Origin of the sequence: Streptomyces solicamelliae (assembly GCF_045348655.1) — a bacterium.
GTDB classification, from domain to species: domain Bacteria; phylum Actinomycetota; class Actinomycetes; order Streptomycetales; family Streptomycetaceae; genus Streptomyces; species Streptomyces solicamelliae.
The window spans coordinates 2168634-2183410 of record NZ_CP160404.1 but is presented as its reverse complement, the minus strand read 5'-3'; the positions used below and the strand labels follow the sequence as shown (position 1 = coordinate 2183410).

8 protein-coding genes are annotated in these 14777 nt (G+C 77.0%); 1 reads left to right on the top strand and 7 read right to left on the bottom strand.

What is annotated here, in order from left to right:
• Nucleotides 1-96: 96 nt before the first annotated feature.
• Both ABZO31_RS10100 and ABZO31_RS10095 read right to left on the bottom strand, forming a co-directional pair.
• Nucleotides 97-822, bottom strand: coding sequence for a SanA/YdcF family protein (locus tag ABZO31_RS10100; protein WP_406860785.1), 726 nt, complete (start codon nt 820-822; stop codon nt 97-99).
• A gap of 63 nt (nt 823-885) precedes the next feature.
• The gene (locus ABZO31_RS10095) at nt 886-1596 is read right to left on the bottom strand and encodes an aquaporin (protein WP_406860784.1); all 711 of its coding nucleotides are present in this window, start codon (nt 1594-1596) and stop codon (nt 886-888) included.
• 124 nt (nt 1597-1720) lie between these two features.
• On the opposite strand from ABZO31_RS10095, the gene ABZO31_RS10090 reads away from it, so the two are divergent.
• On the top strand, nt 1721-2443 hold the full coding sequence (locus ABZO31_RS10090) for a hypothetical protein (protein ID WP_406860783.1): 723 nt from the start codon (nt 1721-1723) through the stop codon (nt 2441-2443).
• Nucleotides 2444-2445: 2 nt separating this feature from the next.
• Here ABZO31_RS10090 and ABZO31_RS10085 read toward each other — a convergent pair whose 3' ends face one another.
• From ABZO31_RS10085 to ABZO31_RS10065, 5 genes are read right to left on the bottom strand one after another with little or no spacing between them, the layout of a single operon-like run.
• Nucleotides 2446-4284, bottom strand: a complete 1839-nt coding sequence (locus tag ABZO31_RS10085; RefSeq protein WP_406860782.1) for a hypothetical protein — start codon at nt 4282-4284, stop codon at nt 2446-2448.
• The gene (locus tag ABZO31_RS10080) at nt 4281-7763 is read right to left on the bottom strand and encodes a DUF5682 family protein (protein WP_406860781.1); all 3483 of its coding nucleotides are present in this window, start codon (nt 7761-7763) and stop codon (nt 4281-4283) included. The genes ABZO31_RS10085 and ABZO31_RS10080 overlap by 4 nt, the downstream gene beginning before the upstream one ends.
• Nucleotides 7750-8904: an ATP-binding protein gene (locus ABZO31_RS10075; RefSeq protein WP_406860780.1), complete on the bottom strand. Its 1155-nt coding sequence runs from the start codon at nt 8902-8904 to the stop codon at nt 7750-7752. The genes ABZO31_RS10080 and ABZO31_RS10075 overlap by 14 nt, the downstream gene beginning before the upstream one ends.
• On the bottom strand, nt 8901-13865 hold the full coding sequence (locus ABZO31_RS10070) for a hypothetical protein (protein ID WP_406860779.1): 4965 nt from the start codon (nt 13863-13865) through the stop codon (nt 8901-8903). The genes ABZO31_RS10075 and ABZO31_RS10070 overlap by 4 nt, the downstream gene beginning before the upstream one ends.
• Complete coding sequence (locus ABZO31_RS10065; protein WP_406860778.1) at nt 13862-14761, bottom strand: DUF4132 domain-containing protein; 900 nt, start codon at nt 14759-14761, stop codon at nt 13862-13864. The genes ABZO31_RS10070 and ABZO31_RS10065 overlap by 4 nt, the downstream gene beginning before the upstream one ends.
• Nucleotides 14762-14777 lie beyond the last annotated feature (16 nt).

The window sequence follows — 14777 nt, the reverse complement described above, 5'->3', positions numbered from 1 at the left end:
GTCAGGGTGCGACGGCCGTGTTACGGGCGACGACGCGGCGCATTACGAGCGGGGTGCGAGCTGCTCTGTTCGCGGGGGCGGGGCAGGTGAGGGGGCTCAGTCGGCGGTGGTGGCGGCAGTGGCGGAGGCCAGGGCGTTCGTCACGCCCGTTTCGCGGTCGCCGAGGAAGTGCGGGTCGGGCTTGACGGCCGCGTCGAGGGCCGCCTTCCCGGCGGCGGCCAGCTCGCGGGTGCCGCCGTAGTACCAGGTCGCGTCGAGCGGCTCGGCTACGCCGACCCCGTACGCCTCGACGCCCGCGGCGTCGCAGAGGGCGACCGCGCGGCGGATGTGGAAGCCCTGGGTGACGAGGACGGCGCGGTCGACGCCGAAGATCTTCTTGGCGCGGACACAGGAGTCCCAGGTGTCGAATCCGGCGTAGTCGCTGACGATCCGGCCGTCGGGGACGCCGCGCTCGGTCAGGTAGGCACGCATGGCGTCGGGCTCGTCGTATTCGATCCGGCTGTTGTCGCCGGTGACCAGGACGACCTTGACCTTGCCGGAGCGGTACAGCTCGGCGGCGGTGTCGAGGCGGTGCGCGAGGTACGGGGTCGGCCGGCCCTTCCACAGGCCGGCGCCGAAGACGACGGCCACGTCCTGGGCGGGCACGTCGGCGGCGGTGCGGAGCCGGCCGTCGGCGGTCAGGTGCATCCAGGTCGCGGGGGCGAGCGCGAGGGCGGTGCCGAGCATGACGGCCTGCACGGCGCGGCGCCGGGTGCGGCGGGGGATGCGGCCGGTGCGGGCCCGCTCCAGGGCGGTGCGGAGCCGGTCCCGTATGCCTGTCATGCGGAGTCCTCCCGAAGGTTCGTGTTCGTCCACATGGTCCGACGTCGATTCCGGCCGCGCGGTTCACTGCGGGGTGGCCGCCGCCCGGTCCTGGGGTCCGTCGTGGGGTCCGTACAGGACGGTGGCGAGGGCGATGCCGAGGAGGCCGCCCGTGAGCTGGGCGCCGACGAAGCCGGGGAGCGAGCCGGGGGCGATGCCGGTGAAGGAGTCCGAGAACGAACGGGCGACGGTGGCGGCGGGGTTCACGAAGGATCCGGAGGAGGTGAACCAGATCGCCGCCGCGAGGTAGCCGCCCACGGCCACCGGGACGAGCGCGGCGCGGTCGATCCGCTGCAGGCCGCGGATGAGCAGGACGAGCCCGGCGGTGGCGACGATCTCGCCGAGCAGCAGGTGGTTGCCGGTGCGGACCTGGGTGGACCAGGTGCCGGGGGTCCGGCCGTACATCGCCTCGGCGAGCAGCGCGCCGGTGACGGCGCCGGCGAGCTGGGCGGCGATGTAGGCGGCGGCGTCGCGGGGGCGGGTGGTGCGGCGGTTCGACCACCACTCGGAGAGGGTGACCACGGGGTTGAGATGGCCGCCCGAGACGGGTCCGAACAGGGCGACGAGCAGGGCGAGTCCGATGGCCGAGGCGAGCGAGTTGGCCAGCAGCCGGACGCCCGTGTCGGGGCTGAGCGCGCCGGCCTGGAGGCCGGAGCCGATGACGACGGCCACCAGGGCGGCGGTGCCGACGAACTCGGCGGTGGCCCGGCGGGCCAGCGCGCGGGGTGTGGTCATGGAGGGTCCTTTCAGGAGGGGGTTCTGCCGGAAGTTGTCGCGATGCGGAAAATGTATTCCATGAAATGAAAGAGGGGGAGGGGAGGTGGAGACCGGAAGGCGAAGATCTGCCATGATCACGGCCGTGAAACCGACGAGTGACGATGTGGAAAGCGCCGTGCGGAACAACGCGGTCTGGTGCGAGGCGATGTGCCGGGCGCACGGCCGGCCGGGGGTCTTCGGCGCCCGGGCGTGGACCAACGCCCGCCGGACCCCGCTGTACTACCCGGACGCGATCACGCTGACGGCGGACGCGACGGCCGGCGAGGTACTGGCCGGGATCGACCGCGGCACCCCGTACGCCTCGGTGAAGGACAGCTACGCGACGCTGGACCTGACGGGCGAGGGCTTCGTGCCGCTCTTCGAGGCCGAGTGGATCCACCGCCCGGCCGGCGCGCCCGCGCCCGTGCCGACGGCGACGGTGTGGACGGAGGTCCGTACGGCCGAGGGGCTCGCGGCCTGGGAGGCCGCCTGGCGCGGCGACGACGAGGACGCGGCGGGGCTGTTCCGCGCCGAGCTGCTCGCCGACCCCACGACGACGGTCCTCGCGGGCCACGACGCGTCCTCCGGCCGGGTGCTCGCGGGCGCCGTCCTGACCGAGGGCGCGGGCGTCGTGGGCGTCTCGAACCTGTTCGCGACCGACGAGGTGTCCCCGGCCGAGGCGTGGGCAGGCACGCTCACGGCGGCCGCCGCGCTCCGGCCCGCGCTGCCCGTGGTCGGCTACGAGCACGGGGACGCGCTGGCGGCCGCCGTCGCCGCGGGGTTCACGGCGACGGCGCCGCTGCGGGTCTGGCTCGCGCCGGCCTGACGTCAGCCGGCCCAGGCGGCGGCCAGGCAGGACCTGGTCGCCGCCGCCACGTACACGGCGGCCGTCAGCCAGGCGCGGGCGTACGCGGCGGGGTCCGCCGGGACCATGCGGCCGAGGGCGTCCCGGCGGTGGTCGGCGGCCGTGTCGCGCAGCGTCCGGGCGCACTCCGCCCCGGTGCCGAGGCCCACGGCGCGCAGCCGCCGCGGCAGGTCCGCGTCCCCGGCCGCGCCGACGACCCGACCGCCGGCCACCGCCCGCTCCACCGTCCGCCGCAACAGCTCCAGTTCCAGGGGGAGGGCGGGGGCGGGACCGGACGCCGTGACCGGGGCGCCGACCGGACCGTCGGTCGGATCGCCGGCCGCACCCGCCGCCGGATCGGGCAGGTCGGCGCGGTGGATCCGGCGCAGGCCGAGGTCGGCGCGGAACGGGTCGCCGGCGCGGTCGGTCCACTGCGCCGCGAGGGCGTGCACACCGCCGGGCCGGCCGGGCACGACGCGGGCGATCAGGCGTATGCGCAGGCCCGGGTGCGCGGCGAGGAGCCGGAGGTTCTCCGCGTACGGGAGCTCGGGCCGCTCGTCCGGGGCGTACAGGGCCACCGTCGGGCCGCCCGTCACCGCCAGGCCGTACGGGGTGAGGGTCCCGTCCAGGAACAGCAGCCCCTCGCCCGGGCCTTCGCCGTCCGCTGCGGCGAACTGCTCGGCGGGCGACCGCCGCCAGAGCGCGGCGGCGGGCTCCTGCGACCATCCGGTCCCCGTCACGGACACGGACCGCACGCCGGTGCCGCCGCCGACGCGGCCGTCGTGCGACAGGTTCGGCGAGGTCATGAGCACCCCGCCGCCGTCGCCCAACTCCCGCAGCGCCAGGGCGCATCCGCCCGGCACCGGCGCGGCCGCCGCCTGCGCGACGCGGTCCGGCCCGCCGGGCCGGACGTCCGCCAGCGTGTGCAGGGTTCCGTCCGGGGCGAGCGCGTACGTGGTGACGCCCGCGTAGCCGGATGCGGTGACCACCGGCTCGGTGAACAGACCGGTCAGGCGCAGGGGTTGGGCCGGGCGGTACGTACGCCGCGCCGTCCCGACCGCGTCGGCCGGGCGCAGGGCCAGCGCGAACAGCTCGGCCAGGTCCCCGGCCAGAGCGTCCAGCCGGAACCCGGGGTCGTCCCCGCGCGCCTCGCCCACGCGCTGCGCGATCCGCAGCCCGACGGCGGCCGCGCGATGCAGGCCGGCCACCCGCGCCCCGTGCGCCGCCCGCACCAACTCGGCCCGCACGACGGCCCCGGTCCCCCCGACCCCGGCCGCCAACACCCGCTCCCCGACCCGCTGCAGGGCGTCGAGGGCCTGGAGCTGGGCGGCGGAGGGGGCGTCCGACGGTGCTCCGGCGGCCTTTGTCTTGTCGGCCCGCGCGGTGGCGCCGGGCTCGGAGGCGGCCGGGCCGGGGTCCGGCAGCGCCTGGGACTCGGGGATGCCCGGGCCTGCGGTCCCGTCGGGCGGGGCGTGGCTCTCCGGCTCCGCCCCGGGAGCGTTTCCGTGGGTCGGCGGCTCGTGGGTCGGGTCCGCCAGGGGGGCCATGGTCAGGACCGCCGCGCGGTGGAGGCAGGCGGGGGAGAGAAGGCAGCTGCAGACGGCCGCGTCCGCCGTGGCCACCACGCCGTCCGTCGTCGTCAGCGTCACCGTCGTGTCCTCGGCCACGCGCACCCGTACGCCCGCACCGTCGTCCGCCGGTTCCACCGGCCACGCCGCCGCCTTCGTCACCGTCGCGTCGACGCGCTTGCGCAGCCGCGCGGGCAGCAGGTCGAGCGCGTCCGCTGCGACCTCCGGGGCCACCGGGGGAAGAGCCGTCGTCATCGCCGTTCACCTCCGATCCGCTCGCCGACCCAGCGGGCCAACTCCAAGGGGCTGAGCGCCGCCACCGGCATGCCCGCCGCCACCAACTGCCCGGCGACGCCCGCCGAGTACCGGGGCCGGCCCGCGTCGTCCAGCGAGGCGCAGCCGAGCACGTGGCAGCCCGCCTCGACCAGGGCCCGGACCTCGCCGAGCAGCGGGGCCGTCGGCCCGCCCTCCTCGAAGTCGCTGATCAGCACGACCAGCGTCCGGGACGGCACCGTCACCAGGCTCCGCGCGTGCCGCAGGCCCCGCGCGATGTTGGTGCCGCCGCCGACCCGCACCTCGAGCAGCAGGCCCAGCGGGTCCTCCACCTGGTCCGTGAGGTCCAGGACCTGGGTCGAGAACGCCACGAAGTGCGTGCTCAACGTGGGCACTCCGGCCAGGACGGAGGCCGTCAGCGCCGACCAGACCGTCGACGCCTCCATCGACCCGGACACGTCCACGACCAGGACCAGCCGCCAGTCCGACTCCCGCCGGGCCCGGGTCCGGAACACCGGCCGCTCCGGCACGACCGTCACCGCGCCGGTCTCCGCGTCGCGCCGCGCCGTCGCCAGGTTGGCCCGCAGCGTGCGGGGCAGGTCCAGCGGGCCGCCGGGGCGGCGGGTCGGGCGCGGGTGCGCGAGCCCGGTCAGCGCGGGGCGCAGCCGGCGGGCGAGTACGTCCGTCAACTCCCGTACGAGACGGGCGACGAGCGGCCGCAGCCGGGCCAGCCGGTCCTCGGAGAGGCCGCCCGCGTACGACAGCACGGTGCGCAGCAGCTCGACGGAGGGACGGGCGGCCCCGGGGTCGAGCTCCAGGGCCGCGTCGAGGCGGCCGGTCTGCGCGGCCGAGGCGAGCACCTCCTCGCGGACGCCCGGTCCGAACAGCGCGGCCAGCTCCTCGGACCAGGCCCGCACGTCCGGGAACGGCGCCTCGTCACCGCCGCCGGAGCCGTACTCCTCGCCCCGCGCGCCCTCGCCGCGGCCGCCGCCGTACAGCTCGTCGAGCGCGGTTGCCACTCTTCCGGCCCGCCCGCTCAGCCCGCGCCCCCGGCCGAGCAGCAGCCGCCACCGCTCGCCGGGAGGCAGCTCCGCGCCGGTGGGCGCCGCGGGCGGTGCCGTCGTGTGCGCCGGATCCGGCAGGGCTGGTGACGGCGTCGTACTCGTCCCGGCCGCATCCTCCGTCGGGAGGCCGAGTCCGATTCCGAGCCCCAGTGCGCCCAGCGCCTCCCGGCCCGCCAGGTCGGCGGTCGCCAGGCGGGCCAGAGCCTCCGGATCGCCCTGCAGGGTGCCGGCGGCGACGCCCGTGCGGTCCTCCACGACCGCGAGGAGACGGGTGCGGGCGGCCGGGGGGAGGGTGTCGAAGCCGGCGCGCAGGGCCGGGAGACGGGTCAGGAAGTCACGGTCGGAGAGGAACTCGACCCGCTCCAGCAGCGGGTCCAGCGGGCCGGACGTCTCCAGCAGCGGGCCCGCCGCCGGCAGGACGCCGCCCAGGAACCCGGCCAGGTCCGTGCGGAGTTCCGGCGTCGTCGCGCCGTCCACGCGGGACGCGAGCCGGGTGCCGAACGCCGCCGCGTCCAGCTGCCCGAGCAGGACCCGCGCCGCGCCGGCGGCACCCTGGATCAGCGGGGTGCCGTCCGCGTCCAGGCGGGCCAGCGCGTCGGCCAGCCGCAGTCCGCCGCGGTCCGCGTCGGTGCGGCAGGCGAGCGCCACTAGCGCCCGCGCGTCCTCCGGGGCCGTGGAACCCGCCAGGCCGTCCAGCGCCCGGACGCCCGCCGCGCCCAGCGCCTCGTACGCCGCGTCCAGCTCAGCCTTCGCCCAGCCGGACGGGACGCCCGGCACATGGCCGGCGCGCAGGCCGTCCACCACGGCGAGGCCGTCGAGGAGTTCGGGCAGGGTGCCCGTCGCGGGCAGCACCGCCGCCACCAGCGCCAGCCACTCGGCCGCCGCGTCCGTGAGCCCGCAGCCCGCCGCGTCCCGCAGGGCCTCCAGGGCCTGTGCGGCGGTCGTGCCGCCCGCTCGTTCCTGCGTCGCCCGGCGGCGGCGCAGCACGCCCTCCGCGGCCTGTTCCAGGGTGACCCCGTGCAGCCCCGCGAGATCCAGCGACGCCGCCGTCGACGGCGACCAGGCCGCCGTCCACCGTGTCGTCAGCGCCTCCGCGCCGCCCACGCCCGCGACCTCGCCCGGCTCCGCGTACGTCACCCGGCACACCGCGAGCCGCCGCAGGGCGAGTTCACGGCGCAGGTCCGGCGCGTCCCGGTGCGGGTCGAGCCGCAGCTCACGGCGGTCCGGGGCCCCGGGGCGGGGCAGCGACAGCTCGGCCAGCAGCGCCTCGACGGCCGGGCCGAGCCCGGACCGCGGGGTGCCGGGCGCGAGCACGCCCTGCCGGTCGCCGACCAGCGTCCGCTCCATGGCGGCCGCCACGACCCGGCCGCGGCCCATCAGCCGGCCCTGGGTGAGCACCGACTGCGCGGCCTCCGTCAGCTCGGCGCGCCCGGCCGCCGGGCGCCCCCGCAGCGCCGCCAGGTCACGCGCCATCCGCACGACCTCGCGGGCGTCGGCGGGCCCCGCGGGGTGACCGGCCTCCCGTACGGCCGCGCAGATCCGCACGGCCATGCCGACCAACAGCTCGTCCAGCGCCGCGGGTTCGCCCCCGGCGAGATACACCCCGTGCTGCCACTCCGGGTCCCGGATCCCTGCCGGATACCCGGAGCGCTCGTCCAGCAACCCGTACCGGTACGGCACGAGGGACGTCACGACCTGCGTCGCGTCCGTCGCGCCGTGCGGCTCCCCGCCGGCGTCCTCCGCCCCCGCCTCCAGGGCCGGTGCGTGGAACGCGCCCACCACCGCCGCCGTGCGGCGGCCGGCGTACTCCGCCAGGCGGGCGCGCATGTGGGACTCGCGGCGCAGGTCGTACGGGGACACGGTCGCCGAGTCCGTGCGCAGGGCCCAGCCGACCGCCAGCGCCGCGCGGCGCAGGGTCTCCGGGGGTGCGCCGGGCGCGGCGGACTCCACCAGGTGGTCCCAGAGGTCCTCGCGGTCGCCGGCCCGGGCCCGCAGGGCCTCGGCCAGGCCCAGGCGGGGGGCGTCCGTGTCGCGGTCACCCGTCCGCGCGGACAGCGGGAGGTCGAAGGGGACCACCTCCACGCCCGCCTCCCGCGCCCAGCGGATCGCCGCCAGTTCCGGGGAGAACTCCGCGAACGGCAGGAACACCAGGCCGTCGTCCGCCCCGTGCCCGGCCAGGGCTACCGGCGGCACCGTCCCGGGTGCCGCCACGTACGGGAGCCAGGGCGCGAACTCCTCGGGGAGCTCCACCAGCAGGACCTCCGGCGCGGCCGCCGCCAGCAGCGCCGGCATCGCCGCGGCCAGCGCGGGGGAGTGGTGCCGTACACCGATCAGGTACGGCTCGCGGCACCCCGCCAGCAGGTCCAGGGCCTTCCCGGGGAGCTCAGCCGAGCTCATCGCGCAGGTCCCACAGCGTGCGCCACAGCGCCGCGCCGCTCTCGGCGCGGCGGCGGACCGGGCCGTCCCAGTAGCCGAGCAGACGGGCGTGGTCCGCCGGGTCGTCCTTGCGGACCGTGCCGAGCAGATGGCCCGGCAGCGTGCGCAGCACGTCCCGGCCGTCGCCCAGGTACGCCGCGTTCAGGCCCATCGACGCGGCCACCTGCACCGCCTCCGCCGTCGACATCACCGTCGACGGCCGCTCGACCTCCCAGCCCTCCGCGCTGCGTCCCGTGCGCAGGTCCCGGAACGCGGTCACCAGGGCCTCCAGCACCGCCTCGTCCACCGCGAACCCCGCCCCGCCCCGGGCCAGCGCCGCCGTCGCCTGCCGGCGCACCAGCGCGGTCTCCTCCGCCAGGTCCCCGATCGGGCCGACCGTCTCGAAGTTGAAGCGCCGCTTCAGGGCGGCCGACATCTCCGAGACGCCCCGGTCACGCAGGTTCGCCGTGGCGATCAGGGTGAAACCGGGGGCCGCGTGGACGGTGCCGTCCCCCGCCCCGTCGCCGTCCGCCAGCTCCGGGACCGCCATGCGGCGTTCCGAGAGCAGGGAGACCAGGGAGTCCTGGACCTCGGGCAGACAGCGGGTGATCTCCTCCACCCGGGCCACCGCGCCCCGCGTCATCGCCGTCAGCACCGGCGACGGCACCAGTGCCTCCCGGCTCGGGCCCTTGGCCAGCAGCATCGCGTAGTTCCAGCCGTAGCGGAGCTGGTCCTCCGTCGTCCCGGCCGTGCCCTGCACGGTCAGTGTGCTGCTGCCGCAGACCGCCGCCGCCAGCAGCTCCGACAGCATCGACTTGGCCGTGCCCGGCTCGCCCACGAGCAGCAGCCCGCGCTCACCGGCCAGCGTCACCACACAGCGCTCCACCAGCGCCCGGTCGCCGACGAACTTGCGCGTCACCGCCATCCGCCGCCCGTCGGGCGCGGCCAGCTCCTCGTCGCCCGAGCCGCAGACGAACAGCACCACCGCGCGCGGTGTCAGCCGCCACGCCGGCGGCCGCGGCCCGTCGTCGTACGCGGCGAGGAACTCCAGCTCCGCCGCGTACCGGTCCTCGACCAGCGCCACCTGCCGCGCCTGCGGCGCACCCTCGGCGTACCCGCTCATCGCCTGCCTCCCCGGCCCTCGAACTCCACATAACCCGGCACGTCGCCGTCCACGACCCGCTGCCACGCCGCCGCGAACAGCGCCGCCACCGGCCGGTCCGGCACGATGAACGCGTACGCGTCGCCCGGCAGCAGCGACAGCTTCCAGGTCTCCATGGGCAGCTGCGGCGCCTTCGCCTCCTGCCAGCCGCCGGGCAGGAACAGCGACCGGCCCGCACGGGCCCGCTTCGCCTCCACCACCAGCTCGGTCGCGGCCAGTTCGGCGCGCGCCTTCTTCAGCCGGGCCGGCTTCCAGCCCGTCCACTCGGCCTGCCTGCGGTCCGTCGGGTCGGGCAGCGCGAGCACCATCAGATACAGCGCCGCCGCGTCCTCCGACAGACCGAACCGGCCCGCCGCCTCCGCGACCAGCTCCGGCACGCTGTGCACCGGATGCTGGGCCGCGCCCGCCGGTCCGTCGGCCGTCACCAGGGTCTCGAACTCCGTGCCGAACACGGACTTCAGCGCCTCCAGCCGACCCGAGGAGCGGCAGACGGCCTCCAGGAGCTTCATCGTCGGATGGAGGGCCGGGTCGCCGCCGGCGAATACCGCCGGGCGCACCCAGACCCGCTCCGACGCCCCGTGGTACTCCATCGGGCTCAGCACCAGTCCCTCGGCGATCTCGATCACGCCGTTCGCGTCCGTGCCGCCCTGCGCGGGCAGCCCGCGGTGCTCCCGCAGCCTGGCCGCGGCGGACCTGCCGCCGTCCGCCCAGTTCAGCTGGAGGTCGAGCAGCAGCGTGGGGTCGGACAGCCGCTCGCGCAGCATCCGCAGCGTCACCGGCAGCACCGCACGCAGCGGGTCGCCGAACGGCAGCCGGTACGCCAGCCAGGTCAGCGCCTTCACGTACGTGTACAGCTGCATGCCGTTGAGCAGCTTCTCCGGCTCGGCCGGCTGCATCGCCTGCTCGACCATGCGCTGCGTCGTCCGGCCGGTCAGCTCCGGCTGCGCCTCCGGGTTGACCGCCGCCTCGGCCATCTTGCTCGGGGCCAGCTCCGCGTTCGCCCGGGCCATCAGCTCCGGCGGCGGCACCCGCCGCACGCCGCGCACCGCGACCCAGCGCGCCACGGCCGCCGTCACGTCGTAGCCGTGCTCCCACACGGCCTCCGCGTCCTCGGCCGCGAGCGGCAGCAACAGGCCGGTGTACTCGCGTCGTTGGGCCACCGGCAGCTCCTTGACGAGCTCCCGCGCGGCCTCCGCCTCGGCGACCTTCGCGCCCATCGTCGCGAGGATGCCGGTGGGCAGCAGCCCCTCGCGGCCCCAGCCGACCAGCCCCGGCAGCCCGAGCAGCACCAGCGCCGCGCCCGGCTGCGACACGCCCGCCGCCTCGGCGAACTCCACGGTCCGCTCCGGCCGGTACGGCGCCGGCCCGCGTTCGTGCAGCAGCCGCAGCGTCTCGCGCAGCGCCGGGGCGCGCAGCGGGTCGTCGGCCGCGCCGAGCACCCGCGACTCCGTCTCGACGAAGCCCTCCCAAGCGCCGAAACGGCGCTCCGGGTCGTACTCGACGCCGGTCCACCACGCGAAGCCGTCCGCGAGACGGCGGCGTTCGATGAGCAGCACCGTGCGCCGGCCGTCCCGGTGGACCTCGCCCAGGTGCTCCTGGTCGCCGGTGAAGTTCTGCGGGTCCCACGGCGAGCGCAGTTCGACGATCCGCAGCCGCCCGCGCGGGTCGGCCAGGACCGCGTCGCCGTCCGCCGTCACCTCCAGCAGGGTGGCCGCGAACTCGGCCAGCGCCTCCCGGTCCTGCTCCCCGGTCAGCGGCGACAGCGCCCGCACCAGCAGGCTCGCGACCCCGACGCCGAGGAAGGAGTGCCAGGGCACGCGGGTCTCGCGGACCACGCCGCCGGATGCCGAAGCGAACGTCCCGTCGGACGCCGAGGACGTAGCCGCCTCCGTCTCCGCCTCCGTGTGCAGCACCTCCGCGAGCCGGAGCACGTTCGCCACCGTGGCGTCCGCGTCCTGGCCGTGCGGCAGCCAGGCGTTCGTGTGCAGGCCCTCGTCCAGGCCGGTCAGTGCCGACATCAGCCGCCCGTCCAGGGCGTGCCGCGTCCGGGCGCGGACCTTCTGCTTCTCCCGCGCCGGGCCGCGGCCCCCGGCCGCCTTCTCGGCCAGCTTCGCCAGCCGCTCCACGCACTTGGCGGCGAACTCCACGATCCCGGCCACGCCCGCGACCAGCCCGGGGTGCGTCAGCTCCGGCAGGACCCGCGCCACCGCGTCGCCCGGAGCGGCGCCCTCGGCGACCGCGTCCAGCAGCGCCCGCGCGTCCGCCGCGGTGACCGCCCGCAGCCGCGCCGAGCCGGCCTCGTCCCGGGGCCGCAGCGCGTGCCAGTACGCCAGCGGCGGCACCAGTGCCGTACCCGCCGCGTAGCGTCCGCCCCGGTCGCCCAGGTCGTGCTTGGACAGCAGCACGCCGTCGGCGTCGTACAGCTCGACGAACCGGTCGAACCGCACCGACTCGCGCGGGTGCAGCACCGCGCCCCCGGGCAGCCGCAGCGGCGGCAGCGGGACCCCGTGCGTCACGTACCGCAGGTCCGCCCCGTCCACGACCGGCACCGCAGGTCCCGTCGTGCCGTCCACCGAACAGGCCGCCATCGTCCCGGACTTCGGGTCCTGGCGGACCCACCAGCCGACCAGGCCGTCCTTGCTGCCGAACGGCGAGGACTCCATGCCCGGCGCCGCCGGCAGCAGCCGGCAGGCCCGCGCCATCAGCTGCCGCCCGGCCGCGCCCTCCAGGGCCGCGTCGAAGAAGCCGGGCGCCGCCGCCCGGCCGCGGCGCGCGGCGGCCGGGTCGTACTCCCACCACGCGTTCTCGTGCAGCACCCAGACGGAGATGCCGTCCGAGGCCACCGCGCGGTGCTCGCCCGCGAACGAGGTGTCCCCGGTGCGGACCGGCCGGCCGCCGTAGCAGCGGCTGCCGTCCGGCAGTTCCAGCGACGGCAGGTGCCCGTGGTCCCAGCCGTCGCGCAGCTCCCCGGCCGGCTTGAACAGGTCCGCGGGCCGGCCCGACCACACCGCGCGCCGGGCGTCGCCGTGACCGCTCGCCACCAGCCACTGGCCGGCGACATGACGGATCGTCGGCTCGTCCCACCGGTTCTGCGGCGGCACCGGAAGGGACAGCGTGCGCCGCTCCAGGACCTCCTCCGGGCCGACGAGCACGGCCTCCATGCCGAGCCGGACCACCAGCGCCGGGTAGGAGTCCGCGAGCCGGTACCAGCGCTCGCCGTGACTGCGCCGCCCGCCGGGGGCCTTGGGGTCGACGTCACCCAGCGAGGCCAGCCCCTCCTCCAGAGCCGGCCAGCCCAGCTCGTCGAGGACGCCCGCGCGCAGTGTGCGCTCCAGGGCGGTCGCCGGCGAGTACGCCGTGATCCGGTCCACCGCCTCCGGGGCCGCGGCCAGCACCTCCGGCGAGGAGAACCGCGACAGGCGGGTCAACTGCTCGTTCACCTGCGGCAGTCCGATCGGCCGCTCCAGATCGTCCGCCCGGTCGGCCACCCAGCCCGCGAGCACCCCGCGCAGCGCCGGGTGCTCCACGACCTCCAGGAGCCGGGCCGAACCGCCGCTCGTCCCCGCGACGCTCTCGACCGCGGCCCGCAGCTGCGGCCCGAACCGCTCGTCGGCCGTGAGCGCCACCATGTCCCGGCGGCCCGGCCGCTCGTCGCGCATCCAGGAGTCCAGGCCGAACCGCCCGGTGTCACCCTCCGGCGGCGCCACCGGCACGCCCAGCGCCAGACACAGGTCGAGCAGGTCGAGGTCGACCCCGCCCCGCCGGCCGCGCCCGCTGATCAGCCGCACCGGCGTCCCGTCCGCGACCAGTCGCGGCGCCAGCCGCTCCACCAGCGTCAGCTCGCCCTCGATCCGGCCGCAGCGGCCGCCCCAGCCGCGCCGCCGGTGCTCCGTCCAGGCACCCAGCCACTCCGCGGCCGGAACCGTGCCGTCCATGAGCAGCTCCGTCGCCCCGCAGGCGTCGAGCAGCTCCAGCCAGGAGGCGTCGAAGCCCTCCGTGTCGTCCCCGGTCACCGCCGGCAGCAGCGACACCAGCCGGCGCCGTACCGCCGGATCCCCGGCCGCGAGGTCCCGCAGCGCGGGCAGTGCCGACTTCCAGAAGCCGGGCGCCGCCCGGTTCATCGCCCCGGTGGGCAGGACCTCGGCGAGCAGCGCGCACTCCTCGGCGCGGGCGTCCAGCTTCGCCGCCTTCGCCAGCCGCCGCAGGTCCTCCAGCATCCCCGCGTACGGGGCGAGGCCCGCCGCGCAGCGCTCCAGCGACAGCGCGCGGAAGTTCGCGTACGCCTCGGGCGCCGGGAGCCGGGACGCCAGGGTCTTGGCGTGGTCCCGCAGCGACTTCGCCGTCAGCGCGCCCGCCCCGGCGAACTCCAGGAACACCTCCCGCACCCGCTCCTCGTCCACCGGGAGGGCGTGCCGCTGCTCGGCGGCGCGGGCCTTGCCGAAGAACACCGCGGCCTGCTGCTTGGCGTCGGCCGCCAGGTACAGCCGGGCGACCTGCTCGTAGTACGTGGGCAGGAACTGCGGCACCGAGCGGTCCAGACGGACGCCGATCTCCTCGAAGCCCTCCTTCGCGAGCCCCGGCTTGGTCGCGACCAGCCGGGTCAGCCGCTCCATCTCCTTCACCACGGCCAGCGCGTGGTGGCCGTTCGCCGGGTCGTGGACCAGCGCCCACGCGGGGAAGCCCAGCGACTGCCGGCGCACCCGGCCGACCCGCTCCGCCGCGTGCGCGGCCGTGAAGCCCAGATACTCCAGCGCCAGGTCCTCGGCCGCCGCGATCGTCTCCGGCACCAGCCGCACCACCGGCCGGTCCGCCAGCACGGGATGCGCGTACGACCGCGCCGTCAGCACGTCCGTGCCGTCGCCGCCGGCCTCCACCGGCAGCACCGCCCCCGCCCGGAGCAGCCCTTCGTCCTTCACGCTCATCGCGCGTCCCCCTCCTCGTCCACGACACGGCCCGCGTACACCAGCGCCGCCATCCGCTCGCCCTCCGACCAGGCGACCGGCCCCACCTCGGCCGGCGACAGCCGCCGCCCCGCCCGGTCCCGCCACTCCAGCGAGCCCGTCCAGGTCTCCGCGTCCGGGTACTCCTCGCCGAGCCAGTACGCCGCCTCCAGCGCCCGGCCGTCCTCCACCAGCGGACACACCGCGTGACCGCCGCGGACCCGGTAGCCGTACGAGGTCGCCCGCGCCGTGGCGTGCCGCAGCTGCTCGAACCTGCCGCCCGCGTACGCCTCCACGGCGTCCCCCGAGCCGGCCTCCCCGTCCCGGGTCTCCGGCCGCCGCCACACCTCCCGGAACAGCTGCTCCGCACCCTGCTCCACGCCCAGCTCGGCCGCGAACTCCCGCAGCTCGTCCAGCTCGTCGAGCAGCACCGGATGCGGTATCAGCACCGACTCCACACCCTGCGCGGACCCCAGCCGAACCGAGTCGCCGTCCAGGTCCACCACACCGAGCCCGCGCTCCGGGTCCGCGTCCCGCAGGAACCCGGCCCGTGCCACGTCCGCCGCCCCGTCCGGGCCCACCGGCGCGACCACCAGGTCCGTCAGCGCGGCCCGCCACGCCGGGTCCGGCCACACCCGGGCCAGCAGGGCCACCGGAACCGGCAGCGACCGCACCAGCCACGCGTCGACCTGCTCGCGGCACTCCTGTTCGTGCCGCTCCAGCCACTGGGCGAGCTGCCGCAGCCGCACGACCTCCGGGTCGTCCTTCAGTTTCGCCGGCACCTGCTTGAGCGTGCGCCCCTGCGCGTTCCGGCAGAGCACCCGCGTGCCCTCCAGCGTGACGGCGTAGCCGCCGCTCCCCGTCTCGATCCAGCCCATGGCGAGACCGCCTCCC

Coding starts and splice junctions, on each gene's coding strand:
- ABZO31_RS10095 (WP_406860784.1), bottom strand. CDS start 1,596: ATGACCACACCCCGCGCGCTGGCCCGCCGGGCCACCGCCGAGTTCGTC.
- ABZO31_RS10085 (WP_406860782.1), bottom strand. CDS start 4,284: ATGACGACGGCTCTTCCCCCGGTGGCCCCGGAGGTCGCAGCGGACGCG.
- ABZO31_RS10065 (WP_406860778.1), bottom strand. CDS start 14,761: ATGGGCTGGATCGAGACGGGGAGCGGCGGCTACGCCGTCACGCTGGAG.
- ABZO31_RS10080 (WP_406860781.1), bottom strand. CDS start 7,763: ATGAGCTCGGCTGAGCTCCCCGGGAAGGCCCTGGACCTGCTGGCGGGG.
- ABZO31_RS10100 (WP_406860785.1), bottom strand. CDS start 822: ATGACAGGCATACGGGACCGGCTCCGCACCGCCCTGGAGCGGGCCCGC.
- ABZO31_RS10075 (WP_406860780.1), bottom strand. CDS start 8,904: ATGAGCGGGTACGCCGAGGGTGCGCCGCAGGCGCGGCAGGTGGCGCTG.
- ABZO31_RS10070 (WP_406860779.1), bottom strand. CDS start 13,865: ATGAGCGTGAAGGACGAAGGGCTGCTCCGGGCGGGGGCGGTGCTGCCG.